Source organism: uncultured Draconibacterium sp., assembly GCF_913060805.1.
Lineage (GTDB): Bacteria > Bacteroidota > Bacteroidia > Bacteroidales > Prolixibacteraceae > Draconibacterium.
The window spans coordinates 1-26,551 of the sequence record NZ_CAJXTC010000011.1 but is presented as its reverse complement, the minus strand read 5'-3'; the positions used below and the strand labels follow the sequence as shown (position 1 = coordinate 26,551).

At 41.8% G+C, this 26,551-nt stretch carries 28 protein-coding genes and 1 tRNA gene; 22 read left to right on the top strand and 7 right to left on the bottom strand.

Annotated elements, in window-relative coordinates:
* Positions 1-111: 111 nt before the first annotated feature.
* Positions 112-801 carry a Crp/Fnr family transcriptional regulator gene (locus QZ576_RS08545; protein ID WP_297096070.1) on the top strand — a complete coding sequence of 230 codons (690 nt, stop codon included), beginning with the start codon at positions 112-114 and terminating at the stop codon, positions 799-801.
* On the opposite strand, the gene QZ576_RS08540 is transcribed toward QZ576_RS08545, so the two are convergent.
* Positions 787-1,353 (bottom strand): molybdenum cofactor guanylyltransferase, encoded by a 567-nt coding sequence (locus QZ576_RS08540; protein WP_297096069.1) that lies wholly within the window; start codon positions 1,351-1,353, stop codon positions 787-789. The two genes, QZ576_RS08545 and QZ576_RS08540, sit on opposite strands and share 15 nt — an antisense overlap.
* Before the next feature lie 55 nt (positions 1,354-1,408).
* A tRNA-His gene (locus tag QZ576_RS08535) sits at positions 1,409-1,482 on the bottom strand.
* A gap of 170 nt (positions 1,483-1,652) precedes the next feature.
* Between QZ576_RS08535 and QZ576_RS08530 the strand changes: the two genes are divergently transcribed.
* From QZ576_RS08530 to QZ576_RS08505, 6 genes are all read left to right on the top strand, one after another.
* Positions 1,653-2,216 carry an RNA polymerase sigma factor gene (locus tag QZ576_RS08530; protein ID WP_297096067.1) on the top strand — a complete coding sequence of 188 codons (564 nt, stop codon included), beginning with the start codon at positions 1,653-1,655 and terminating at the stop codon, positions 2,214-2,216.
* Between the two features lie 5 nt (positions 2,217-2,221).
* Positions 2,222-2,728, top strand: coding sequence for a hypothetical protein (locus QZ576_RS08525; protein WP_297096065.1), 507 nt, complete (start codon positions 2,222-2,224; stop codon positions 2,726-2,728).
* Between the two features lie 13 nt (positions 2,729-2,741).
* Entirely contained in the window at positions 2,742-3,839 is a 1,098-nt protein-coding gene (locus tag QZ576_RS08520; protein ID WP_297096063.1) for a DUF4097 family beta strand repeat-containing protein, read from the top strand.
* A gap of 147 nt (positions 3,840-3,986) precedes the next feature.
* Positions 3,987-4,703 (top strand): head GIN domain-containing protein, encoded by a 717-nt coding sequence (locus QZ576_RS08515; RefSeq protein ID WP_297096061.1) that lies wholly within the window; start codon positions 3,987-3,989, stop codon positions 4,701-4,703.
* An 11-nt stretch (positions 4,704-4,714) separates the two neighbouring features.
* The gene (locus tag QZ576_RS08510; protein ID WP_297096059.1) at positions 4,715-5,206 is read left to right on the top strand and encodes a hypothetical protein; all 492 of its coding nucleotides are present in this window, start codon (positions 4,715-4,717) and stop codon (positions 5,204-5,206) included.
* A 31-nt stretch (positions 5,207-5,237) separates the two neighbouring features.
* Positions 5,238-5,870, top strand: coding sequence for a hypothetical protein (locus QZ576_RS08505; protein ID WP_297096057.1), 633 nt, complete (start codon positions 5,238-5,240; stop codon positions 5,868-5,870).
* A 625-nt stretch (positions 5,871-6,495) separates the two neighbouring features.
* Here the strand turns inward: QZ576_RS08505 and QZ576_RS08500 are convergent.
* The gene (locus QZ576_RS08500) at positions 6,496-7,410 is read right to left on the bottom strand and encodes a sugar phosphate isomerase/epimerase (protein ID WP_297096055.1); all 915 of its coding nucleotides are present in this window, start codon (positions 7,408-7,410) and stop codon (positions 6,496-6,498) included.
* A gap of 204 nt (positions 7,411-7,614) precedes the next feature.
* Here QZ576_RS08500 and QZ576_RS08495 point away from each other — a divergent pair, with 204 nt between their 5' ends.
* From QZ576_RS08495 to QZ576_RS08435, 13 genes are all read left to right on the top strand, one after another.
* Positions 7,615-8,538 (top strand): DMT family transporter, encoded by a 924-nt coding sequence (locus tag QZ576_RS08495; protein ID WP_297096053.1) that lies wholly within the window; start codon positions 7,615-7,617, stop codon positions 8,536-8,538.
* Between the two features lie 165 nt (positions 8,539-8,703).
* Positions 8,704-9,204: a YkgJ family cysteine cluster protein gene (locus QZ576_RS08490; RefSeq protein WP_297096051.1), complete on the top strand. Its 501-nt coding sequence runs from the start codon at positions 8,704-8,706 to the stop codon at positions 9,202-9,204.
* A gap of 29 nt (positions 9,205-9,233) precedes the next feature.
* Complete coding sequence (locus tag QZ576_RS08485; RefSeq protein WP_297096049.1) at positions 9,234-9,557, top strand: hypothetical protein; 324 nt, start codon at positions 9,234-9,236, stop codon at positions 9,555-9,557.
* A 30-nt stretch (positions 9,558-9,587) separates the two neighbouring features.
* A complete protein-coding gene (locus QZ576_RS08480; protein ID WP_297096047.1) occupies positions 9,588-10,439 on the top strand; it encodes an aldo/keto reductase in 852 nt (283 codons plus the stop codon).
* A 163-nt stretch (positions 10,440-10,602) separates the two neighbouring features.
* On the top strand, positions 10,603-11,631 hold the full coding sequence (gene porQ, locus QZ576_RS08475) for a type IX secretion system protein PorQ (RefSeq protein ID WP_297096045.1): 1,029 nt from the start codon (positions 10,603-10,605) through the stop codon (positions 11,629-11,631).
* Between the two features lie 673 nt (positions 11,632-12,304).
* Complete coding sequence (gene cmk, locus QZ576_RS08470) at positions 12,305-13,003, top strand: (d)CMP kinase (protein ID WP_297096043.1); 699 nt, start codon at positions 12,305-12,307, stop codon at positions 13,001-13,003.
* On the top strand, positions 13,000-13,863 hold the full coding sequence (locus QZ576_RS08465) for a 4-hydroxy-3-methylbut-2-enyl diphosphate reductase (protein ID WP_297096042.1): 864 nt from the start codon (positions 13,000-13,002) through the stop codon (positions 13,861-13,863). Before cmk ends, QZ576_RS08465 begins: the two co-directional genes overlap by 4 nt.
* Before the next feature lie 42 nt (positions 13,864-13,905).
* Positions 13,906-16,377 carry a primosomal protein N' gene (gene priA, locus QZ576_RS08460; RefSeq protein ID WP_297096040.1) on the top strand — a complete coding sequence of 824 codons (2,472 nt, stop codon included), beginning with the start codon at positions 13,906-13,908 and terminating at the stop codon, positions 16,375-16,377.
* A 275-nt stretch (positions 16,378-16,652) separates the two neighbouring features.
* Positions 16,653-17,648, top strand: coding sequence for a bifunctional heptose 7-phosphate kinase/heptose 1-phosphate adenyltransferase (locus QZ576_RS08455; RefSeq protein WP_297096038.1), 996 nt, complete (start codon positions 16,653-16,655; stop codon positions 17,646-17,648).
* 123 nt (positions 17,649-17,771) lie between these two features.
* Positions 17,772-18,572: a ParA family protein gene (locus QZ576_RS08450; RefSeq protein ID WP_297096036.1), complete on the top strand. Its 801-nt coding sequence runs from the start codon at positions 17,772-17,774 to the stop codon at positions 18,570-18,572.
* Positions 18,573-18,588: 16 nt separating this feature from the next.
* Positions 18,589-19,455 carry a ParB/RepB/Spo0J family partition protein gene (locus QZ576_RS08445; RefSeq protein WP_297096035.1) on the top strand — a complete coding sequence of 289 codons (867 nt, stop codon included), beginning with the start codon at positions 18,589-18,591 and terminating at the stop codon, positions 19,453-19,455.
* 58 nt (positions 19,456-19,513) lie between these two features.
* On the top strand, positions 19,514-20,155 hold the full coding sequence (locus QZ576_RS08440) for a DUF5683 domain-containing protein (RefSeq protein ID WP_297096033.1): 642 nt from the start codon (positions 19,514-19,516) through the stop codon (positions 20,153-20,155).
* A gap of 1 nt (position 20,156) precedes the next feature.
* Positions 20,157-21,746 carry a lytic transglycosylase domain-containing protein gene (locus QZ576_RS08435; RefSeq protein ID WP_297096031.1) on the top strand — a complete coding sequence of 530 codons (1,590 nt, stop codon included), beginning with the start codon at positions 20,157-20,159 and terminating at the stop codon, positions 21,744-21,746.
* Positions 21,747-21,781: 35 nt separating this feature from the next.
* Here the strand turns inward: QZ576_RS08435 and QZ576_RS08430 are convergent, their stop codons facing one another.
* The 4 genes from QZ576_RS08430 to QZ576_RS08415 form a co-directional block, all read right to left on the bottom strand.
* On the bottom strand, positions 21,782-22,354 hold the full coding sequence (locus QZ576_RS08430; RefSeq protein WP_297096029.1) for a PepSY domain-containing protein: 573 nt from the start codon (positions 22,352-22,354) through the stop codon (positions 21,782-21,784).
* Positions 22,355-22,437: 83 nt separating this feature from the next.
* Positions 22,438-23,658 carry a glycoside hydrolase family protein gene (locus QZ576_RS08425; protein ID WP_297096027.1) on the bottom strand — a complete coding sequence of 407 codons (1,221 nt, stop codon included), beginning with the start codon at positions 23,656-23,658 and terminating at the stop codon, positions 22,438-22,440.
* A gap of 11 nt (positions 23,659-23,669) precedes the next feature.
* Positions 23,670-24,371 carry an SIMPL domain-containing protein gene (locus tag QZ576_RS08420; protein WP_297096025.1) on the bottom strand — a complete coding sequence of 234 codons (702 nt, stop codon included), beginning with the start codon at positions 24,369-24,371 and terminating at the stop codon, positions 23,670-23,672.
* 11 nt (positions 24,372-24,382) lie between these two features.
* On the bottom strand, positions 24,383-25,180 hold the full coding sequence (locus tag QZ576_RS08415; protein WP_297096023.1) for a hypothetical protein: 798 nt from the start codon (positions 25,178-25,180) through the stop codon (positions 24,383-24,385).
* Positions 25,181-25,267: 87 nt separating this feature from the next.
* Between QZ576_RS08415 and QZ576_RS08410 the strand changes: the two genes are divergently transcribed.
* Both QZ576_RS08410 and QZ576_RS08405 read left to right on the top strand, forming a co-directional pair.
* The gene (locus tag QZ576_RS08410; protein ID WP_297096020.1) at positions 25,268-25,783 is read left to right on the top strand and encodes a TrmH family RNA methyltransferase; all 516 of its coding nucleotides are present in this window, start codon (positions 25,268-25,270) and stop codon (positions 25,781-25,783) included.
* Positions 25,784-25,898: 115 nt separating this feature from the next.
* Positions 25,899-26,551, top strand: a 653-nt coding sequence (locus QZ576_RS08405) for a LysR substrate-binding domain-containing protein (RefSeq protein WP_297096018.1), incomplete at its 3' end; no start/stop codon positions are given.

Here is a 26,551-nt window from a genome sequence, read left to right as displayed (position 1 = left end):
TCTGAGCACGAGTAAGATGCTGTAAAACCTGCTATGATAATTATCAGAGAGTAATAAATATCATAAAAAATTGATACATTGCGGGTTAATGAAACACGAGTAAACCGGGCTATGGGAAACACATCTTGTACTTGCGAATATTGTCAGTTAAAAAATATCTTTTTTGCTCATGTGAAAAGTGATGAACTCACCAATATCTGCGATTTAAAAGTGGAAAGAAGTTTCTCAAAAGGAGAGTCGATAATACAGGAAGGCGATCCGATAACCGAATTTGTGTACATGAAAAAAGGTTTGGTTAAACTGTCGAAAGCTACCATCGACGGTAAAGATCAAATTATCAGCTTCTCGAAACCTTTTGACTTTGTTAGCCTTTTGTCGGTATTTTCATCAACACAATACAAATACTCTGTTACTGCCATTGAGCAAACTACAGTTTGTATTTTGCAATTGGATGTGGTACGAAAATATGCCGAGGAAAATGCACTTTTCGCCATGGACATGATGTCGAATATTAGTCAGATGACCGATAAAATTATCCATGATAGCCTGGAAATTAAACGCAAACACTTAAAGGGACGCATTGCGCACGTGCTGCTTTATTTTTCCGATTACATTTATAAAAAGGACGAGTTTGAACTTCCCATATCAAGGCGCGAAATTGCCGAATATATCGGAATGACCACAGAAAATGTGATCCGTACCTTATCCGAATTCCGTAAAGATGAAATCATAAAAATTTTTGGAAAGGACATTCTTATTGCCGACAAAAAACGCCTGAAAAACATTTCAGAGTTTGGATGATTCCAAATCTTCCGGCCGGTTTAAATTGGTAAATAAGCGCTTGTTTTTGTTCAAGTATTCCTGTGCATCAACCCAGTTGGTATTTACAGTCTTCAGCAAATTGTGCATTCGGTAATCACCATTCTCAATCAACTCTTCCATTTTTGAGATACAACTTTTATTGTAAAGCGCAATAAGCGGTTCACCACCTTTTTCGGAAAACGGTACCACTGCATCAAAATCGCCGATATTTTCGATAAGAAACTGTAAAAAAGGCGCATCAACAAAAGCTGTATCAACGCTTAAAACCAGGTTCCAATCGGTATTCGATTGTTTTAAACCGGAATAAATCCCTCCAATCGGTCCGCAGTTTTTCACCTCATCGTTAATAACCGGATAATTAAACCCGGCGTGCAAATCACTGTTCGAGCTTATCAAAAGTTCTGTAGAAATCGGTTTACAAAGATTAATAGCACGTTCGAGCAAAGTTTTTCCTTCGAGCTCCAACAGTGCTTTGTCGGTGCCCATTCTTTTACTTTTCCCGCCGGCAAGAATTATTGTGGTTATTTGCATGTGTTAAATGTACAGAAATAAAAAAAGCTCCAGATAAAATCTGAAGCTTTTGTAGGGTGGATGATGGGATTTGAACCCACGACCTCCGGAACCACAATCCGGCGTTCTAACCAACTGAACTACAACCACCATTTTGTTTGCGGGTGCAAATATAAATATTTTATTCTTTCCACAACTCAAAATAAATTAAATTTTGAGTGGTATTTTTGTTTACGATTGTTTTCCAATCAAAAAAAATACATCCTGCATTTTGCAACCACTGCAAAATATTCCTGTCATTAAAATTGAAAGATGAACAGTTGAGACAAAAAGAGCACATACATAAAAAAATTATCGAAGCCTGTAAAAAAGGAGATAACCGGGCACGATACGAGCTATATGGATTGTACTCTAAAGCCATGTTCAATATTTGCTACCGAATGATGAATAACCGTGAGGAGGCCGAAGACATGTTGCAAGAAGCATTTACACAGGCATTTACCAAACTGGAGTCGTTCCGTTACGAATCGAATTTCGGGTCGTGGTTAAAACGCATCGTGGTAAACACCTGCATTAATGCCATTAACAAACGAAAAGTGGATCTCACCTATTGCGAAGAGATTTACGACTTCGACAGCGAAGCGGAAAACAACGATTACGAGCCGGAATATACAGTTGCAAATATTACACAGGCGATGGAACAATTACCCGAAGGCGGACGAATGATTTTTTCACTTTACCTGCTCGAGGGATACGATCATGGTGAAATTGCGCAAATACTGAAGATTAAAGAATCGACATCGAAAACCCAGTTTATGCGCGCCAAACGCCGTGTTGTTGAGTTATTAAAACAAACCCATGGAGATGCTATGGATAAAATATAAGCCATATGGAGAAGAATAGATTGGACGAATTTATAAAAGCAAACCGCGAGGAGTTCGATTTCAGAGCACCATCGCCGGAAGTGTGGGACAAAATTGAAGCTGCCACAAAAACAACAAAAGTTGTTCCGCTGCACCACTATTTTATGCGCGCTGCAGCTGTGGCGGTTATTCTAATCGCAACAGGAATTGTACTTTGGCAAAACAGCATGAACAGTCCTGTCCGACTGGCAGAGAATGCAGATCCTGAGCTGAAAGAGCTTATCGAAGCTGAAGCATTTTACTCGTCACAGGTGAACCAGAAACTGAAAGAAATACAAAAATGTTACTATACTTTTCCGGAACTGAAACACGAAATCGAAACCGATTTGAACGAACTGGAAGGTATGTACAAGCTGCTTAAAAACGATTTGGAGGAAAATATTTCGAATAAAAGCGTAATCGAGGCAATGATTGAAAACAACCGCTACAGGTTGCAACTTTGCGACGATGTGCTGAACCAAATTAAATGTTAGACAAGGAGGAAAAATGATAAATACAAAATGGAAAATAGTTGCCGGGCTGTTGGTTTTACTTGCTCCGTTATTGGTAAATGCACAGTTTACCGACACCAAAGAAATCAGGAAATCGTATGCGATTACGCCCGAAACACAAATTGAAATCACCAATAAATACGGTAAAATAGATTTTAAGACCTGGGACAAAGATTCGGTGAAATTTCTGATCAACATTAGGGTTGAAGAAAAAAAACTGTCGAAACTGGAAGAGTCGATTGACGAGATAGATTTTGATATAACCAACAGCGAACACTACCTGATCGTACGCACGATAGTTGAAAAAAACCAAAGTACATTGGGCCGCGAGATCAAAAAGTTTAAGGAAACTTTGTTGAGTTCGGACGGAAATATTCAGGTGGATTATACGGTTTGGCTGCCCGACTCGAACCGCTTAAAAGTAGACAATAAATTTGGTGACATTTACATTGGCGATTACAAAGGCGAGGCGGATATCACACTGTCGAACGGAAACATGAAAGCCCACGATTTCAGCAACCTAAATCTTACGCTGAACTTTGCCGATGCCACCATCAATAAAATAGAAAAAGGGCGCCTGGATTGTAATTTCAGCGAACTGTATACGAAAGAAATGGGAACGATTCACCTGCAAAGCAAATCAACCGAGTTTGAGTTACAGGAGGTAGAAAGCCTGACGGCATCATCGCGCCGCGACAAATTCAGAATCCGCCAAATTGAGCTACTCGATGCACAAAGCAGTTTCACCACGTTCAGAATTACCAAACTCACCGACCGTGCTAAAATTCAAGCGGAATATGGCGATGTTGAAATTGAAGGAGCTGTAGCTGATTTTAGTGACGTGAATATCGAGTCGCGATCAACCGACATTAACCTGTATTTTAACAGCGAATCTGCATTTAGTTTCGACATTCAACACACAAAAGCAGATGTGAGTTTTGATACCGATTTTTCTATTGAGAAGGAAGACGTATTGGATGAAAAAGAGAATGAAATAAAAATTATTGGAAATTTTGGAGAGGCTCCGGAATCCACCGAAAAGCTTACTATCAGGGCGAATTCGGGCAATATAAATCTTCGTACTGCATACTAAATAAAATTTTTAGCACGCATTTTGCAACCTCTCCCAAAAACACCTGTCTTTTAAAAGCAGAAAGAAAACAATTATTAACCACACGGGAATTGTTTGCCAAAGCCATGAAAACAATTAAGCAAGCTTCCCGCCAGAAAACAATTTGTTATGAAAACTATTAAGCTATTCATTTATGGGCTTGCTATGATCTTTAGCGCCACCAGTTGCATCGACGAATTTACAGTTGAAGGAAACGGAATCCGCGGAACAGAAAGCCGAATTGTTACCGAATTTGAAAAAGTAAAATCATCGGGAGAATTTGAAGTTCACATCACCGAAGCGCAAAGCCACGATGTGGTAATTAGTGCCGATGAAAACCTGTTGCAGTACATTGAAACTTATGTTTCGGGCGAAACCTTGCACATTGATGTAAAAGGAATTCGGGATTTGAAAAGCCGCATGCCCATGGAAGTACTCATTTCAACTCCAACACTGAGAGGTATAAAACAGAGCGGATCGGGAATTATTACTACCGACTATTTTGTGAGCAACGAAATAGATGTTGTCCTTTCCGGCTCGGGGAGCATAATTACCGCTTTTGAAGCCGAAGAAGTTGATGCTTTGCTTTCGGGATCGGGAACGATTGAATTCTCGGGCTTTGCCGACGACGCAGATTTTGTTATCAGCGGATCGGGAACGATTGATGCCCATCAGCTCGATCTTTACAATTGTACCACTTCCACATCGGGCTCGGGCGATATGTATGTTACCGTTTCGCGCAACCTTCGCTCAAATATTTCGGGTAGCGGAAATGTATTTTATTACGGAAATCCGGGTGTTGAAACCCACATTTCGGGCTCGGGAAGTGTAATCAGCGAAAACTAAAAACAACTACCATGAAACGCTACCTCATTATCTTACTTTTTTGTGTGCCACTGGCCTTATCGGCTCAAACATTCGATAAAGCAGTGGGTATCCGCGGCGGACATTCATCGGGTTTCGAGTACCGCTTTTACACCGACGATGCCAATTCGTACAAATTCCTTTTGGCCACTCGCGACGATGGAATTCAGTTCCATGCTTTTAAAGAATTTCACGAGTACGACCTGTTTACCTTCTCGGAGCAATTATCGCTTTTTTACGGACTGGGAGCCCATTTTGGGTACGAGCAGTGGGACAAATACTATGTACAAAACAACACCAGTTGGTACGAAGAACGAACAGCGCTGCTGGCAGGTGTCGACGCCGTTGTAGGCCTTGAATACCTGTTCTACGAAGTACCGCTCTCCATCGGATTCGAGGCAAAACCTTATGTTGATGTGCTGGGCCGCGACTTCTTCGACCTGGAACTATTCGACTTTGCCTTTACCATAAAATATCATTTTTAAGCCAAAACAACTATTTAACACATTCAGAAAAATGAAGAAACTAACACTTTTAATGGCCATTTTACTGGCTGCCGGTTTTGCCTTTGCGCAAGACGATTATTACAACAACGAAGTTGAAACCATCTTTTCGAACCAGCGAAGCAACGGCGGTTACGGAGCATTTACGCTTGGCTACACCCAAATTGACGGACGCGATGCAATGGTGGCCGGAGCACGCGGTGCTTTTATTTTCGACCACTCGTTTGCCATTGGTATTGCCGGATACGGTTTTGTAAACGACCTGGAATATCATAACTACCAGGCAAATCCCGAAGACCGTTTCTTTTTAGCCGGAGGTTACGGCGGTGTATTTTTCGAACCTATTGTGGGAGGAACAAAACCGGTGCATGTTTCATTTCCAATTGTTGTGGGAATGGGTGGAATTTCGCTTGTTGAACACACCGGCTGGGAATGGGATCATTACCACGATTACCAGGAATACGACACTGACTTGTTTTTTGTTTTCGAACCGGGTGTAGAGTTGGAATTCAATCTCACCCGCTTTTTCCGCATTGCAACCTATGGAAGTTACCGACTTACTTCCGACATTAAACTGTACGATACCAATCCGGACGTGCTGCGGGGTTTTAATGTAGGAATGACATTTAAGTTTGGGAAGTTCTAAGACTTAACGCACTAAAAACAGATGAATTCCAGAGATTGCCGGCAAAATTTAAAGTCATTACAATTTGCTGCTGAAGTAAATTTACGAAATCGTCCTTCCGGACAGGAAATACTTTTTCCTATAGCTGAAAAACTATTGAAAAAAGCCACCGCTGACGATAAAAACCTAAAAATAAATTCCATTCACTAAAATCAAGAAACTCCTCCTTTTAGCCCTTCCTGCCTCAGGGCTAACGATCGTCAAACAGACTTGATTTTAATACGTTCTTTACATTTATTTTCTAAACGCTTTTTCTCGAAGGCGGACTTGAAGGCAAATCTTGTGCGGGCTCGTCAAAAATCCGTCAATCGGGCTAATCTGTCACATTGAAAAAACGCAAAGGTTTTTTTTGACAAGATTTTTGGTTCCTTTTGATCGAATGCAAAAGGAACTGCCCGTCTGGCATGAAGACGAAAGCCACAGGTAGAAATTTAACTACGTTTCTTTAATCTGAAACAACCTTTAGTTTCTATCTGAAAATGAACTGGATTCACAGAAAGTTATATGAGATAGGAGGAATGTATTTAATAAAAAAGCGGTTGCCCGATGAATTCGAGCAACCGCTTTTTTATTGTTGTAAACTTTCTTATTCGTAAAAGTCGACGTAATCCTGCGACTTCAGATAATCCATACTTTTTTTACAGCTTTCTATCGGTTCGAAATTGTAACGCTCAACTTCCACCACACCGTATTTTGCACCAGCTTTTTCGCGCTCAGCAAAAACCGAAGCAAAATCCATTTTACCACTTTCGCCCAGTTCTTTTTCGTCTTTTATGTGCCACAACTCAAAACGTCCGGGATATTTTTCGAAATAATCAACGGCGTTTTTGCCACCTTCGGCAATCCAGTATAAATCGAGTTGAAACATCACTTTTTCAGGATCGGTTAATTCCAACATCCAGTCGTAAAGCGGTTTGCCTTCATACTCAGTTGTAAATTCCTGATCGTGATTATGGTAGCCAAAACGAATACCGGCGGCATTACATTTTTCGCCAACAGCGTTAAAATACTCGCAATAGTCTTTTAAACCGTCGAGGCTTTGGTAAGCTATTTCTCCCATCCATGGTTGAACGATCCATTTTACGCCCGCAGCTTTATGCGCTGCAATACAAGTATCCCACCAGGCCATGGTTTCATCCCAGTTTTCTTCGGTTGGAACAGCTTGTCCGGTGTGTGCTCCCAGAAATTGCAAACCGTTGCTTTCGCACAGATTTTTAAACTCCACCGGATCGATGCCGTACATCAATCCATCGCCATAACCTGCAGTTTCAACAAACTTGTATCCGCTTTCGCCAACAGCTTTAATTGTTCCGGGAACATCTTTCGCCATATCGTCGCGAACCGAATAAAGTTGGAGTCCGATAAAAAGTTCCTTCTGAACTTCAGCACTTTTTTCTTCTGCTTTTTTCGGGGCCGAATTACAAGAGGTGAATCCCTGCATGAATAACACAGCAACAACCAGCATGGCAGCCATTTTCAAACTAATTCTTTTTGAAATCATTTTAATTGGTTTTAGGTATTTAAATTTATATTCGAAAAAATGAATAGACTACAAATATGTGGTTTTTCGCGCATTATTCCCATATTTGATTGCTATAATTCGCTGAACTATCGGATTCAATAAAAAGCATGAAAATTAAATTTACGGCAGCAAAAACTTAAACCAGTTCCAAATGTTGCCTAAGGATAAAACAATGTTTATTACATGAAAAATAAAGATCTTCTTGCCATTCTGTTTGCACTTGCGGCGGTTTTTTGCTGGAGCCTTTCGTTTGTTTGGTTCAAAATTGCTTTCCTTGCTTACAAACCCATTACCGTGGTTATTTTCAGGCTGGCAATTTCGTCGGCACTTATTATCCTCATGGCACTATCGCTAAAAAAGCTGCAGAAAGTAAAAAAGGAAGATTACAAGTTGTTCTTTTTTATGGCCTTTTTCGAGCCGTTTCTGTATTTCCTTGGCGAAAGTTACGGGCTGAAATATGTATCGTCGACCGTTGCTGCCGTAATTGTTGCTACCATACCGCTTTTTACGCCCATTGCAACCTGGATATTTTACAAAGAAAAGATCAGGGTTATGACTGTGGTCGGTATTATTTTTTCATTTGCCGGAGTTGGACTCGTTGTAACCAACGGGCAATTTGGGTTTGATGCTTCGCCCCTGGGTGTTGGCCTCGAATTTATGGCCGTTATCGCCTCCATCAGCTTTGCACTTATTCTAAAACAATTGGCCGACAAGTACAATACCTTGACTATTATTGCCTACCAGAATATAATCGGCACACTGCTGTTTTTGCCCATCTGGCTCACCATCGATTTTCAGGATTTTCTGAACACACCATTTCATGCACAGGCATTTAGAGCCATTGTTTTGCTGGCCATATTTTCATCTACTCTCGCCTTTGTGTTCTTCACAAAAGGCCTGCGTCAGCTTGGAGTTACGCGCGCCAATACCTTTGTAAATCTTGTACCGGTTTTTGTGGCAGTAATGGCCTATTTTATTCTGAAAGATGAATTGGGTTTCCATAAAATCGTCGGAATTATTGTGGTAGTAACGGGACTATTCCTGTCGCAGATTAAGAAAAGAGATACCAACGGTAACAAAAAAGCTGTTGAAATTCACCAGAAATAAACTCGAATTTTCACTCTACCCTTTTGTCTATCGACATTTTCCCTTTGTAAGGGAAAACAGCCTTGATTTGAAGCAAAGAAATATCCCAACGACAGGCTCCCCTTGTGAGGGGAGCTCCCGACAGGGTGAGGGGTAAAGAAAGTTTTTATTTAAATTGCAGCCAAAATGAATATCGATTTTAAAACACCGGAAGAATTAAAACTGCTTACTGACAAAAGCAGGCCGGAAACCAACGCCGTGCTGAAAAAGCTGAAAAAGAAAAAACCAAAGCGGCTTGATGATGTGGTGCATGCACTGCATTACGAAGCGTTTGATAATTTCGACTGTCTGGATTGCGCCAACTGCTGCAAAACTATCGGGCCACGACTCATTGTTAAAGACATTGAGCGTCTGGCCAAACACCTGAAAATGAAATTACCCGATTTTACGGAGCAATACATCAAAGTAGATGAAGACGGCGACTATGTTTTTAAGGAGCACCCCTGCCCTTTTCTGATGCCCGACAACTATTGTATGGTTTACGAAAGCCGCCCCAAAGCTTGCCGCGAATATCCACACACCGACCGTAAACGATTTTATCAGATTCTCGATCTGTCGCATAAAAACTGCGAAACCTGCCCGGTGGTGCTGGAAGTTTTTGAGGAATTAAAGAAGGAAAATTTCTAACTTTAAGGCATAACAACAAAAACCAACACATGGGATACAACGGCCTCGGAATGCAACGCTGGATTTCAACAATGAAACCCAGAAAGTATCTTGGGAAACGAAGCAAACCTGACGGTGGTGGAGGCTCTCCTTCAGCCGGCCCGGAAGTAGGCAATTATTACCACATAAAAAAACGGAATTTTTCTTTTTTGAAAAGCAAAATATACTCGGATAGTTACAAAAAGGAACTTCGATCGAAACTGGAAGAAGAAAGGAAGAACAGCAATCGGAAGATAATGCTGAGTATTGCAATTGGACTGGTAATAGTATTACTAATATTTGTATACTTTAACGACCACTTCGATTTATTTTGAAACCCCAACAACCAACTAAAATTACACTTTATGAAAAAACTACTTTTAAACGATGGAAACGAGCTACCAATTATTGGTTTCGGAACCTATAAATCAGAAGAACAAGAAGGAATTGAAGCAGTAAGTTTTGCTCTGCAAAATGGCTACCGTTTAATCGACACGGCTGCTTTTTATTTTAACGAAGAAGCCGTTGGCAAAGGAATTAAAGCCAGTGGCATTCCACGTGAAGAGATCATTGTAACCACCAAGTTATGGCGCGAGTGTTTGGGTTATGAATCCACAAAAACGGAACTGGAAAAATCACTAAAAAAGCTCGACCTGGATTACATCGATCTGTACCTGATACATTGGCCCGCAAATGCCCGCAACTACGATAACTGGCAAAAAACCAACGCCGACACCTGGCGCGCCATGGAAGAATTGCAGGCCGAAGGAAAGATAAAATCGATTGGCGTAAGCAATTTCTTTCAGGAGCATTTTGATGCTTTGTTCCAAACGGCCAATGTAAAACCGGCAGTAAACCAAATTGAGTTTCACCCTGGATACTGGCAACCGGAACTGACAGAATACTGCAAAAAACACAACATTGTTATTGAAGCCTGGTCGCCACTGGCGCGCGGGCGTGTATTCGATAACGAAACTTTGCAGCAAATTGCACAGAATCATAATCAATCCATCGCCAAAGTTTGCTTACGCTGGATTACGCAGCACGATGTAGTGGTTATCCCAAAATCAACCACCAACGAACGAATTCTGGACAATATGAACTTATTCGATTTTGAGCTTACAAAAGAAGAAATGAAGCTGATTGACAATCTACCCGAAATCGGGTTTAGTGGAGAGTTACCTAATATTTGGCCGGAGCGGTTGCCTCGTACTTAGTGTTTTACACTCCATATGTCAAGATCAATTACAGTATAAAAACAGCGAAAATCAGCACAACCAGCGTCATCAGTGTTCAAATCCTCTGATAATTTTCCCAATCTGTTTCCCCTATAATAATAATTAAATACCTTTGGCGTTTTAGAAAAAATGACGATCGCGCATGAAGCGAAAAATTTACCTTTTTATACTCTTTTGTTTTTCGATGTTGGCGGGAAAGGCCCAAATTGGAGGTGAGTACACTTACCAGTTTTTGGAGCTGACAAACTCGGCACGAATTGCCGCTTTGGGAGGAACTCAAATTGCAATTCTCGATTCGGAAGACCTCAACCTGCCCTACGCTAATCCGGCTCTGCTCCACGAAGATATGGACAACCGCGTATTAGTGAATTACGTAAATTACCTAGCCGATGTCAATTATGGTTATGCCTCGTACGCTAAAACATATGAAGGAATTGGGAATTTTGCCGTGGGTATGCACTACATTAATTACGGGCAGTTTGATGAAGCTACGGAAGGAGGCGAACTTACCGGTGCTACTTTTAAAGCCGCTGAATACGCCTTGAACCTCATTTATTCGAACAGTTACAAACGACTGAAGTACGGGATCAACCTGAAACCAATTTTATCGTCGTTCGAAACCTACCAATCGTTTGGAATTGCTGCCGATTTGGGTGCCAGCTTTGCCAGCAAGGATGAATATACAAACGTAGCTCTGGTGGTGCGCAACTTCGGAACACAAATTTCTACGTACTACGACGGAGCTGATCGCGAACGTATTCCGCTGAACATTCAGGCAGGAATCAGCAAGCGGTTACAACATGCCCCGCTTATTTTCTCGGCTACTTTGCAGCACCTTAACCACTGGGATTTGGCATCGGGAGATGAAGAAGAGGAGTTTAACGGCGAAACCATTCACCAGCGCGAAGAAGGATTTGCCAAACAAACCATGCGCCACCTGGTGTTGGGAGCTGAAATTCTTCCTTCGGAAAATTTCACATTGCGTGTGGGATATAACTATCAACGACGACAGGAATTAAAATTCGACAACAAAGCTTCAACAGTTGGATTTTCGGCAGGATTCGGATTAAAAATCAAACGTTTCCATTTTGATTATGCCATTTCCCGTTTCCATTTGGCAGGCTCGTCTAACCTGTTTTCAGTATCGGTTAATTTGAATAACAATTTCTAATTGAAATAATCTACCATTTCTAAAACAGCCTCCCATTTTTTAAAATCGATTATAGTTCGATCCATCAACCAATCGTCTTTCCAGACAGGAAATCCTTTTTCCTATAGCTGAAATGAGCTTGCGAATTACATGTGATGCCAACCTTGAACAATCCTAATCACATGAAAAAGGATTCAAAAAAGCCACCGCTGACGATAAAAAGCCAAAAAATAAATTCCTTTCACTAAAATCAAGAAACTCCTCCTTTTAGCCCTTCGTTCCTTCGGTCTAACGAGCGTCGAACAAACTTGATTTCTTGACGTTCTCTCCATTGATTTTCTTAACGCTTTTTCCCGAAGGCGGCCTTGAAGGCAAATCTCGTGCGGGCTCGTCAAAAATCCGTCAATCGGGCTAATTAGCCAAATTGAAAAAACGCAAAGGTTATTTTTTGACAAGATTTTTGGTTCCTTTTGATCGAATGCAAAAGGAACTGCCCGTCCGGCATGAGGACAAAAGCTACAATATTGATTTACAGTCAACCCCAACAACAGACCAATTGCATATTTGCAAACAATAAAAACATGCATTTCTCAATGAATTTTAATTCTCCAGAATTTATTTAGAAACACCTAAATCAGACAATTGAATCTTAATTAAAATTTCCCCATCTTTGCTTCAAATTCCTAAAAGAAACATGAACGACAAAAAGATTATCATCGCCATCGATGGCCACTCGTCTTGCGGAAAAAGTACCATGGCCAAATCGCTTGCACAGCGGTTGGGTTACGTTTATATCGACACCGGTGCCATGTACCGTGTAGTTACGTTGGTCGCCCTGCGAAACGGCTGGATCGAAAATAAAATTCCCGACACACAAAAGGTTATCGACGGGTTAAAAGACATAAAAATCACCTTTAAATGGGACGAAAAAGCTGGCAAGAACACCACTTTTCTGAATGGCGAAAATGTGGAAGATGAGATCCGTCAGTTGAAAGTTTCGGAGAATGTAAGCCCAATTAGTACCATTGCCGAGGTGCGCCACGAAATGGTGCGCCAGCAGCGCGAAAATGGCAAAAACAAAGGCATTGTGATGGATGGCCGCGATATTGGCACAGTGGTTTTCCCCCATGCCGAGCTAAAAATATTTATGACCGCCTCGCCCGAAATTCGTGCGCAGCGCCGCTACCTCGAACTCACAGAAAAAGGAGACAAAGTAAACTTCGAGGAGATTTTAGCCAATGTTGAGGGGCGCGATAAAATCGATTCTACTCGCGCTGTAGGTCCCTTAAAACAAGCCGATGACGCACTTATTCTTGATAATAGTGAGCTAACGCGCGAACAACAATTGGACTGGGCCGTTAACAAGGTAAAAGAAATTACTGAAGGAAAATGATTGTTGAGATAGATAGAAGATCGGGATTTTGTTTTGGCGTGATCAACGCAATCAAAGCAGCGGAGGATGAGTTGAAGGATACGAACCAACTGTATTGTTTGGGCGATATCGTTCACAACGGGATGGAAGTGGAGCGTCTTGAAAAAATGGGATTGAAGTCGATTTCGAAAGAGGAGTTTTTCACCCTCAGCAATTGTAAAGTTTTAATCCGCGCGCATGGCGAGCCGCCGGAAACCTACGAATATGCCAAAGCCAACAATGTAGAATTAATCGATGCGACCTGCCCAGTGGTGTTAACACTGCAGGAGAAAGTAAAAAGTTCGTATTCCAAACATTCGCAAATCGAAGGTCAGGTGGTTATTTACGGCAAAAAAGGACACGCCGAAATTGAAGGTTTGAACGGGCAAACCAAACACAACGCAATCATTATCGAAAGCATTGCCGACGTGGATAAGATCGACAAAAGTCGTCCGGTTTCGCTGTATTCGCAAACTACCAAACGAATTGAGGACTTCCATGAAATTGCTCAAAAAGTAAAAGAAACTACCGAGCCGGGAGTTCCGGTTGAAATAAAAGACACCATTTGCCGGCAGGTATCGAACCGCGTTCCAAACCTGAAAAAATTCGCCGAGCGTTTTGATATGATCCTGTTTGTTGCCGGCCGAAAAAGCTCCAACGGACAATACCTTTACACGATTTGCAAAGAAGTAAATGACGATTCGTATTTCATCTCAAATCTCGACGAAATTAAACAGGAATGGTTTGACGGCATTAAGTCGGTGGGTATTTGCGGAGCTACTTCAACACCCAACTGGCTGATGGAAGATGTGGAAAAATGGATCCACACCAACTTCGATTAAGCTTATTCCATAAATTCACGTACTTTTAGGCAAATATTTTTTATGCCTGAACTTTTTGCACAAGTCATATTACCACTGTCGTTGCACGATAGTTTTACCTACAAAGTACCTGCATCGCTGGAGAACGAAATTGCTCCGGGGAAACGGGTAATTGTGCAGTTTGGCAAAAAGAAGTTGTACGCAGCTCTGGTCATCTCGCTTTCGGATAAAAAACCGGATGATTTTGAGATTAAGGAAGTTCAGGAAATCCTTGATGAACACCCGATAATTTTTCCGGTAAATTTTAAGTTGTGGCAATGGTTGGCGCAGTATTATTGCTGCACGCTGGGCGACGTATTTCGGGCAGCGCTGCCAACCGGATTAAAGCTTGAAAGCAAATCGAAACTTTTCTTAACCGGTGTTGACGAACCGGTAAATCTGAGTCCAAAAGAAGAATTGATCATCCGGCAATTGCAGGAAGATGTTTCGCAACTTTCGGATATAGAGCACAAACTAGGAACCGAATTTTCGTACCAGGCACTGCGCTCGTTGATGGATAAAAAAGTGGTTTACGCCGAAGAAAAGATCAGCAGCAAATACAAACCAAAAACCGAGTCTTTTATAAAACTGCACAGCAGCATTTCTTCCGAAAAAGTGCTTCAGGAAAAGGCCGATTCGTTGAAGCGTGCCAAAAAGCAACAGGAACTGCTTTTTCATTTTTGTACGGTTACCAACGCTTTTTCCGACGAGCAGATTAATCAAATACCCAAAAAAGAATTGCTTGCCGGAACCGCTTTTTCGCCAAATCTTGTGAAGGAGTTAGCAAAAAAGAAAATACTGGCAGAACACCAGAAACAAGTCTCGCGGCTGGAGGAAGAAAAAATCGAACAGGTAAGTATTAATTTGCTGAACAAACACCAGGCAAAAGCTTACGAAGAAATAAAAACCACTTTCGAAACGCAGCAGGTTACGCTGATTCACGGAATTACGGCCAGTGGCAAAACGGAGATTTACATTCATCTTATTGATGAGATCATTAAAACCGGAAGACAGGCCTTGTATCTCGTTCCGGAAATTGCACTCACCACACAAATTGTAAAACGACTGAAAAATGTTTTCGGCAACAAAGTGGGCATTTACCACTCGAAACTAAACAGCCAGGAGCGTGTTGAAATTTGGGAGAAAGTGATGCAGTTCAACGATAATCCGAAAGAAGGTTACCAGTTAGTTTTAGGTGCACGTTCGGCCGTATTTTTACCTTTCTCGAAACTTGGAATTGTGATTGTTGACGAGGAACATGAAAATTCATTCAAACAATTCGATCCGGCACCGCGCTACAATGCCCGCGACATGGCCGTGGTTTTGGGCTATCAGAACGATGCAAAAGTTTTGTTAGGCTCAGCAACGCCCTCATTCGAATCGTATTACAACGCACTAAAAAACAAATACGGACTGGTAAATCTGATGAAGCGCCACTCGGAAATGGAACTTCCTGAGATTCTGGTTGCCGATATAAAACGCGCGTATAAACGCAAACAAATGCGTTCCTTTTTAACGCCCGAACTTTTTGAAATGATGGAAACGGCACTGGAGAAAAACGAACAGATCATCCTGTTTCAAAACCGGCGTGGTTATTCGCCTTACGTTGAATGTTTCTCCTGCGGCGATATTCCTAAATGCCGCAATTGCGACGTAAGTCTCACCTATCACAAATACAAACGACGGCTGAGTTGCCACTATTGCGGTTTTAGCTACCAGCTGCCTGATAAATGCGATAATTGCGGTTCGCCCGAGTTAAAAACACGGGGTTACGGAACCGAAAAAATTGAGGATGAGTTGAAATCGCTGTTCCGAAATGCACGAATTGCGCGCATGGATTTGGACACCACGCAATCGAAAAACGCCTTTGCCAAAATCGTTAAAAATCTCGAGGAACGAAAAACAAATATACTGATCGGGACACAAATGGTAACCAAAGGACTGGACTTTGAACACGTAAGTGTTGTGGGAATTTTAAATGCCGACAACCTGATCAATTTCCCAGATTTTCGTGCTCACGAACGCGCTTATCAGCTTATTTCGCAAGTGGCAGGCCGCGCCGGGCGAAAACACAAACAGGGAAAAGTGGTTATTCAAACTTCGCAACCCGATCACCCGCTAATTGAATTGATTCGTGAGCAAAACTACCAGGCTACGTTAAAAGAGCAGTTTGAAGAACGTCAGCTCTTTAAATACCCGCCCTTTTACCGACTGGTGAAAATTGTGGTAAAACATAAAAATGTTCAAACCGTTGATCGCGCTGCCAACCAGCTGGCTCAACAACTGCGGAAACATAAACAGTTGATTGTTATGGGACCGGAATATCCGTTAATCAGCCGCATTCAATTGTGGCACCACAAAGAGATATGGATAAAGATCGATCGCAAACTCAACCTCGACCTGGTTAAAAAAGAAATCACCGCTGCAGTTAAAGCAGTTAGGCATCTTCCTTCAAACAGCAGTTGCGTTTTTAATATCGATGTCGATCCGGCCTAGTAATCGAATAACCACACAGAATCAACAATCAATACCCAAAGGATTCACTACTTTGGAAATTATAAATTGAATATTGGATCTTCAACATTTTAAAAGCCAATCGCAAAAAATATCCAATATCTAGGATTTAATGTCTATTATCTAACATCCAACTCAACCATAAAATATTTTGGTTCGTTTTACTTACAATGATATCTAAAAACATAATAACTTTTGCGTTTTGGCATTTTTCTACCACTGTTTTTTTCTTAGTTTTGTGGCCTTAACATCGTTTTGTGAACAAAGCAGAAGTAAACGAAATATTCGACCGATTTTCAAAAATGCGTGCCATAGTAATTGGCGACGCGATGGTTGACACCTACCTTTGGGGAAAAGTAGATCGCTTATCACCCGAGGCTCCTGTACCTATTGTATCCGTAACAACCCGTGAAAACCGTTTAGGTGGTGCGGCAAATGTATCGCGAAATATTCAGGCGCTGGGAGCTACTCCAATTCTTTTTGCAGTTGTTGGTAACGACGATAACGGGAAAGAATTTCAAAATCTTCTGGAAAAACGAAACGTTTCTGCCGAGGGAATTTTTGTCGATCCTACACGAAACACAACCGTTAAAAACCGGATTATCAGTTCGGGAAAACAAATTGTTCGGGTTGACGAAGAATCAATCGATTACATTTCGGAAGAGATGGAAAACAAATTGATCAACGCCATCAAAAAGGAGATCGAAATCAATCCGGTTGATGTGATCGTTTTTGTTGATTACGACAAAGGTGTGGTTACGCCGAATTTGTTTAAAACCATTAACGCACTGGCACAGGAAAAAGGTATTCCAACAGCTGTTGATCCCAAAAAACGCAACTTCAGAAACTATAAAAATGTATCGCTCTTTAAACCCAATTTTAAAGAGTTTGTCGACGGCACCGGATTGCCACTTAAAAAAGGCGATTTGGAAGGCCTGAAAGAAGCGGCTGAAACCTTTAAAAAGGAGATGCAGTTAAAACTGATTTTTATTACACTTTCTGAACTAGGAGTTTTTATCAGCAACGGTGTAAAAGAGCAATATTATCCGGTTGCAATTCGCGACATTGCTGACGTTTCGGGAGCCGGCGATACGGTAATCGGAGTAGCCAGTTTAGCAATGGCAGCAGGACTTCCACCAAAAACTATGGCATTAATGTCGAACCTGGCAGGCGGATTGGTTTGCGAGAAAGTTGGTGTTGTTCCGGTGGATCAAACACAGCTTAAAAAAGAGATGAAATCTCAAAAAATTTAAGCGCTTTTCTGTTCAAATCCAAGCGCTTACCAAATTATCCCCCTGCCCGCCCCTAAAATTTCACTTTGGTTATCTGTAAATTGTTAACTTTGAAACCGCTCAAGAATAAAAAAGACGCTATAAATGGGAAAAATAATTTCGTTAGCAAACCAGAAGGGAGGAGTTGGTAAAACAACCACAACAATTAATCTGGCTGCAAGTCTGGCAGTACTTGAACAAAAAGTCCTGATTATTGATGCCGATCCGCAGGCAAATGCCACATCGGGATTGGGATTCGACCTGAGAAATGTGCAATCAAGCATTTACGAATGTATTGTAAATGAGGTGGAAGCCGAAAAAGCGGTTTTACACACCGGCATCGACAATCTCGATTTGATTCCTTCGCACATTGACTTGGTGGGTGCTGAAATTGAAATGCTAAACCTGCCTAATCGCGAGAAAGTGCTAAAATCGGCATTGGAAACCATAAAAGACAAATACGATTTTATTTTTATCGATTGCTCACCATCATTGGGATTAATTACCGTAAATGCCCTGACTGCGTCTGATTCTGTAATTATTCCTGTTCAGTGCGAATATTTTGCATTGGAAGGACTTGGAAAACTGCTGAATACGATCAAGATCATTCAAAACCGGTTGAACCCGGAATTGAGTATCGAAGGATTCCTGTTAACCATGTACGACGGTCGTTTGAACCTGTCGAACCAGGTTTTGGAGGAAGTAAAACACCACTTCCAGGAAATGGTATTCGACACTGTAATTCAGCGTAACGTAAAATTAAGTGAAGCACCAAGTTACGGAAAGCCGGTGGTACTTTACGATGCAAGCTCGAAAGGAGCAATTAACCACATGAACCTGGCGCGCGAAATTTTACAGCGCAATGCCATGACTAAAATGTCGAAAGACAATGTTGTTATAAATTAAACATTCTTAAGTAAGTATGATGGCAAAAAGGAATGCACTTGGAAGAGGATTAGGCGCACTTATCGACGATGCTGAAAAAATGCAGCAAGGCGCCGGACTGGATGAAATTGAATTAAGCAAGATAGAAGCAAATCCTTTTCAACCCCGATCGAAATTTGATGAAGAGGCACTGGCAGAACTTTCGGCTTCCATCAAAGAAATCGGGTTGATACAGCCCATTACCTTACGAAAAGTTGGCGACGACAAATACCAGATCATTGCCGGAGAACGCCGTTTTAGGGCATCGCAACTGGCAGGACTGAATAAAATACCGGCTTATGTGCGCAAAGCCAAAGACGATGGAATGTTGGAAATGGCGCTGGTTGAAAACATTCAGCGCGAAGACCTCGATTCTATCGAAATTGCACTAAGCTACCAACGCCTGATGGACGAGTTGGAATACACCCAGGAAGAACTAAGCGGACGTGTGGGTAAAAAACGCTCCACTATTGCCAACTACCTGCGTTTATTAAAACTTCCGGCCATTGTACAAAAAGGATTGATCGACAAAGAAATATCGATGGGTCATGCGCGTGCCATCATTAATATCGATGATGCCGATACGCAGATCATGATCTTCGAGCAGATTATAAAACACGGGCTTTCCGTTCGCAAAGTTGAAGAAGTTGTTCGCGATTTAAATTCAAGCGAAGAGAAAACTGGCGACACGAAAAAACCCAAGTTCCCAAAAGAGTTTAAGATTATTAAAACGCAGCTCGATAAAATTTTCAGCCGACGTATCGATTTCTCGATGAACGAGAAAGGAAAAGGAAAGATTACCATTCCGTTTAAGTCGGAAGCCGACCTGGAAAGAATTGTTAAAATAATTGAAAATCAAAAATAAACCTTAAGGATCACACAATTACTAAGGGTATTTTCTATTTTTGCGCAAAATTATTAGTGTGATTAAACGCGGTTTTTTTTCAAAAATATTGCTTCTTAGCCTGCCATTGTTTTTCAGTATTAACTTGCTGGGGCAAACCACTGCGCAGGATTCTGCTTTTATTGCACAGGCAAATGAAGTACCAACAAAGGTTGAACATTCGCCTAAAAAAGCAACCCTCTATTCTACATTTTTACCGGGACTTGGACAGGCGTACAACAAAAAATACTGGAAAATTCCGTTAATTTATGCAGGTTTCGGAACCATAGGTTATTTTATTCACTGGAACAACGACAACTACACAATTATGCGTCAGGCATACGCAGATTTAACTGATGGAGACGGACCATACGGACCAGACGATCCAACAAATTCGTATATGGATTTGGAGGCTGCGCAGTATTACGACTTAAATAACCCTACTCATTACAACAATTTTAAATCCGGGCTCGACAAACAACAAAGTTACTACCGGCGTAATCGCGACTTGCTAATTATCAGTATCATTGGATTTTACGGACTGAACATCATCGATGCAAGCGTTGACGCACACTTGTACGATTTTGATATCAGCGAAGACCTGACTTTTAACTGGCAGCCTACAATGCAATACCAGAATTTTCAATACGTTTATGGTGTAAGTTGCACTTTTACTTTTTAAGATGAGATATTTTACGATTTATATATTTTCGATTTTATTTTTTACGAATGCACTTGCGCAGGAAGTTGACACGGCGCTAACATTAGATGACTTAAAACTGCAGACAGACACTGTTGGTTTTAACGAATTAGATGTTGACGATATGCTGAATCCTGTCCTTTCAGACCAGATGGACAGCATGATGAGCTCGTGGGATATTCAGAACCGCTTTAATTTCGATCGTTCGGAAGTAACAACACTCGATTTCCCTAAAAACCTGCCCGATTCAGTCTACATCAACCGCTTAAAAGACATTGAACAGGTTGTTGATCTGTCGTACAATAAAGTGGTGAAAAACTACATAAAAATGTACTCCGAAAAGCGTCGTGACCTCGTTGAGGTGATGCTTGGCTTATCGGCCTACTACTTCCCTATTTTTGAGGAAACGCTGGATAAATACGACATGCCGCTGGAGATAAAATACCTGGCCATTATTGAATCGGCATTAAATCCAACGGCGCGTTCGAGAGTTGGCGCAAACGGTTTGTGGCAATTTATGTACGGCACTGCCCGCAACATGAAACTGGAGATTACTTCGTTTGTCGACGAGCGCCGCGACCCGATAAAAGCAACCGATGCTGCTGCCCGCTATCTTACAAAATTGCACGACATTTATGGCGACTGGCATTTAGCCATTGCAGCCTACAACTGTGGCCCCGGAAATGTAAACCGTGCCATCCGCCGCTCGGGAGGCAAAAGAAATTACTGGGAAATCTACTACCGCCTGCCACGCGAAACCAGAGGTTACGTGCCGGCATTTATTGCGGCAACTTACACCTTCGAATATTACAAGGAACACAATCTCGTTCCGCGTTACCCGGAGATCGAGCTATCGGTTGATACCATAATGGTGAACGACTACCTGCACTTCGATCAGGTTAGCGCAAAACTGCATATCGAAAAGGAACAACTACGTGCACTCAATCCAATGTATCGCCGCGATGTTATTCCGGCTAAAGCAAGCAAACCATATCCGCTGGTTTTACCGAATGATGTGATCCTGGATTTTGTTGATCTTGACACCGCAATTTTTGCTTACGAGCGCAATAAATACTTCCCCAACAATACTTTAATGGATCCAACAACCAGCAACAGCAGCTATTTTACGCCTGTTGATATAAAAGGAAAAGCAAAGGTTGTTTACACCGTTAAAGCAGGCGATAACGTTGGTTTTATATCGTCGTGGTTTCATGTGCGCGCATCCGATTTACGGTACTGGAACAACATCAGTCGAGATATGATTCGTGTGGGCCAGAAACTGGCTATTTACGTTCCTGAAAAAGACAAGGAAAAGTATGAGAAAGTTACTTCTATGAGTTTTGCTCAGAAACAGGCATCGATCGGAAAAACGTCTACAACAACGACAACGCGCGAAACAAAACCACTTGATCCGAACTACGAGTATTACACGGTGCGAAAAGGCGATACCTTGTGGGACATTGCTCAAAAATATGCAGGAATTTCGGCCGATGAGATAATGCGACTAAATCAGCTGAAAAACGATCGCGGATTGTATATAGGGCAGAAATTAAAGATCAAACGCAAAGGGTAATTCCAAATCGGCGAATATCCCAAAAATCCGTGTCATCAGCGTTCTATTTTTCTCCGCATACGTTTTGGCCCGTACCACAACCAAAATCCGGTTACACTGAATAACAACAGCGCCAAACCTGTAATGCTGGAATAAAAAAGTTTCAGTCCTCCATCAGTCCGAAACCAGTGATCGAGCACCGAACCATCGTGTATATTTTCGACTAAATCCGACCAGCGGCGTTCAATTTGCAGAACCGCTCCGGTGGCACCATCTAACTGAACACCCCAATAACCTTCTTCAAACACAAATTTTACCATCCCCTTGTTTTGTCGGACATCTATTTTATCCAGTTCAGGCACGCCTTCAGCCGAAATAGAATCGCGGAAAACCTGAAGGGCAATTGTATGCAAACTGTCGATGGGCAGCCATTCGCTCAACTCGGTTGAAGTTCCCTTTTGCGACTTGGCCAAAATAAGACCACCACTGTTCTTTTTCCACGTCAATAAAATTCCGGAAACGGATACAAACAGGAAAAATACAAATAATACAACACCTGTAATGCGGTGTATCTTTCTGAAATTCCGAATCAGTTTTGCTTGTTTTGCTCTGCTGGGATTTTGGCTCATGCGAATAAACAAATTGTTAGTTGGCCGTAAAACTCTTGGTTTTGCCGGCTATAATTTTGAGGCCAAAAATAATAGAATTCCCGTTACTTATTCCGAAGTGGAATTTGCACATTAAACGATTCGCCTTTTTTGGTCGGGTTAATATTGATAATGGAACAGGCTGCGTAAAGAACCTCCGGATTCCCTTCTTCGTCAATTAACAATTGCGGACGCTCCAAACGATCTACTTTTATGGTATCGCCCAATTGTAGCACCACTTGCTTTTTCATAAAAAACGGATCGGCAGGTTTTGTCCATTTTATTCCGTCGGTTGATTCAAGAATTGCCAAACCCGGATCTGCACCGGTAATTTTGCCCGAAAAATCCTTGAATACGGCATAAAATTTCTGTTGCGTTTTGTGATACCAAACATACGGATCTTCGGCCGATGCAATTTTCCCGTCCTCTGTCCTGAAATCAAAAATAATATCATCAAGCGGTGTAAATGGTCCTGTTGGCGAATCAGACAGAGCAACACCGTGAACACCGCGCCAGTTTGGGTCGTAAAGGTTTCCTTTAAAATACAGCAGGTATTTCCCATCGTCCGGGCGATAAGTTACTGCAGGATTTACCACAATAATATTGTCGGGTTTTGGCTGCGTTCCTTCCGGCGACGGATTAACAATATTATCAGGCTTCACACGGGTTCGGGGCGCTAGCAAAGGCTCGTCGGGGCGGCTAAAATTTCCTTCCATCAGATCCTCGAAACTATCAAACTCGATAACCGCAATTTTTTGGTTTTGCTGAACACGGTTTCGTTTGCTCAGCTTTTCGCCGGGCGAACCTGCGGGCTGCACACCCGGATCTTTCGAGCCGATAAAATACAGGTAATATTTTCCGTTAAACTTTTTCAGATGCGGATTCGATACCATTTGAGCGTCCCAGGCAGTGCTGTCGCCTTCGAGAGCACGACCACGCAATACTATTTTTTTAAACTGAAAATCACGATCAGGATAATCCGAAATGGCATAAGCCAGTTTCGAGCCAAGTACCCAGCCATTGGTAAACGCCGGCAATGAATCGCCACATTCAAAAACATTGTATATCATGTGGTATTTTCCGTCGTCGCCTTTTAATACGCTGCCGCCCCAAACAAAACGGTCGGAATCGTTAAGCGCTGAAGGCCCGGAAAGAATATTTCCATTAACCACAGCATCAATTGGCAACGCCTCAACACTCAATTTTTCGGGGTTTTTATTGCCACACCCTGAAATGGTGAGGAGAATAATAAATCCGACAAAAACCTTAAATGTTCTGACAAGCATAAATTCTGGTTTTATTTCAATGAGAATTCGGCCGATACGGTAACTTTAATGTTTTTGGTTGGCGAACTGGTATTGTGCACACCATAACCGGCCACTTCAGTAGAATAAGGTTCTGTGATTTGAAAAACGCCACTACGTGCCGAAAGCAGCTTATCTACCTTTAAGTCGGTTGTAGATACAATCAGATCGGCGCGTTCGCGGGCATTTTGTGTTGCCGCACCAAGCAACTCCTTTTTAATTTCTTCCAGCTCAGTGCTAAAAAATTCCATTTGCGAATTATCGAAAGCCAGTCCTGCATTTACAAAAACCGCCGGGTCGATGGCGATTTCCTCAATCTTTTTTAAATCGTCAGAAAGAATATAAATACGTTGTGTGAGGTTGTAACCCGATTGCCCGCCATTTGAATACTCGCGGTTTACACTTATTGGAAACACTTTAAATTCGTCGGTAGAAATGCCTGTGCTCTCCCAAACTTTTTTGAATGTTCCGAGCTTTTTAGCCATCAGGCGGTAACCTTCTTCAGTACCCGACATGGAAACACGTTGCGAAAGACTCACAGTCCATTTCACCACGTTGCTTTCGAATTCGTGAGTAGCATAACCCACCACTTTTACTGTTTGCTGCTGTTGCCGCGATTGTTTGAAAAACACACCAAACAAACCAAAGGCCAGCACCATAAAAATGCCTAAAATTACTGCCGTTGAATTCTTCATACGCTTTCAGATTATTGCTGAAAATTAATCTTCTGCCCCAACGCTTTTACCTCCTGTTCCAGTTTATTGCGTTTTTTAATAGCTTTTGATAAAGCCAGCGCATCACGAACAGCTTCTTTATCGTAGGTTTCCAGAATAATATAGTAGTACTCGTTCCCCAGAAAAACAGCTTTCAGGTTGCGGTCAACATTATTGGCTATAAACTCAATAACGCCATTGTCTTTTCCGTTTCGGTACGATACTTTTTCCCACTTGGCTTCCATAAAATCGCTGCGATGGTTATCAACCGAACCAATCGGAATCTCTTCTGTTTTAGCATCATCGCCGCTGTCGTACACACGAAGTCCGGTGTGATTCAACCAGTTTTCGCCATGATAATTACTACTCAAATACAACTCGCCACGCTCATCTAAATGCACTTGAATGTACGAGCGATCCCACGCACGCTTAAATGTTTGGCGTTTATGCGTGTATTGTTCATAACGGTCGAATTCGGTTTTCTCTTTTACAAACGATTTTTCCAGTTCTGCAACCTGCACGTTTACCGAATCCAACTCTGCCTCTTTCCGTTGCATGACCTCAAAACGAACTTCCTGCAACAGATTTTTAGCGGCATTGGCCGAATACATGGCCTCCGGGTACAGTTTCGGAATACTGTCTAACTGACGAATCGCTTCAGCCGTATCGCTTTTAGCCAGCAGATTTTTCGCCAGATCGATCTTTACACGCGCCTTATCTTCATCCGACGGGCCACATGAAACAAAAATTATTAGCACTAAAAGCACCAAGTATTGAACAGAAATCTTCATTCGTATATAATTGTTTATTTTTGACAACTTTCCTTTTGCACAAAAGTAGTATTTTAAATAGTAACGAAGAAAAGCCGGTTTATTATCATGAACACCAATTCTGTACAGTTTTTTAATGCGAAAGACGACGAGAAATTTCCCGAAAGCAGCGCCATTATAATTGCGGCCTGGCACTTGTCGAATTCCGAGAATATTGGCAAAATAATTCGCTTGGCTCATAATCTTGGAGCTCAGGAAGTTTTGTTCGTTCGCGAATCGGAAAATCACCGTGAATCTAAAATTAAAAAGACCGCCGGATTTTCATACGACCAGATGAAGTGGCGCTTTATTTCAGAAAACGATTTTATTGAACTGCTGGGTGCCGATTTTCAGCTCACCATTGTGGAGACCTGCGACGGAGCCACAAATATTTACCGCGAAAAACTATCACCAAAAACCATACTCCTTGCGGGAAGCGAATCGCACGGACTCCCCGAAAACATTATTAAAATGGCCAATAAAAGTGTGTACATTCCCATGCCCGGCGGGTGTAAATCGTTAAATATTTCGAATGCATTATCAGTGGCTGCATTCGAGTGGTATCGCCAACAAACCTGCATTTAGCAACTAATTTTCAATACCTTACAAGCGTATTTATTTTACTAAATTGAATTAACCTCAACTTAAGGCTCAGAATTATAGATTTTTTCTATCTTTAAATCAAAAATCGACTTACGCCATGATTACCCTAACCCAATTAGAGTATATAGTTGCCGTTGACACCCATCGTCATTTTGGCAAAGCTGCTGAATCTTGTTTTATCACACAGCCAACGCTTTCCATGCAAATTAAAAAGCTGGAAGAAGACCTCGAGATCATTATTTTCGACAGGAGTAAACAACCGCTAATCCCAACCGATGTTGGTGTTCGGATTATTGAACAAGCGCGTGTGGTTTTAAAACAGGCCGAAGAGATAAACAACATTGTAAAAGACCATAAAAACCAGGTTTCAGGGATGTTGCGCATTGGGATTATTCCAACGCTTGCGCCGTACCTACTCCCAATTTTTGTTGGAAATTACAAAAAGAAATACCCGAATATTTTCATTAAGGTTGTGGAAGCAACCACCGAAAATATCATCAATCTTTTGCACAAAGACCTTATCGACGTGGGTATTCTGGTAACTCCACTTCATGAAGAAAAGATACTGGAGAAACCACTGTTTTACGAAGAAATGTTGATTTATGCCAACAGCGGACACAAACTGCACAAGCAAAAAGAAATTACGGTTGAAGACATTGCAACACCCGAAATTTGGCTGCTGAGCGACGGGCACTGTTTCCGCGACCAGGTGATTAACCTGTGTTCGTACCTGGGAACTACCGATAGCCA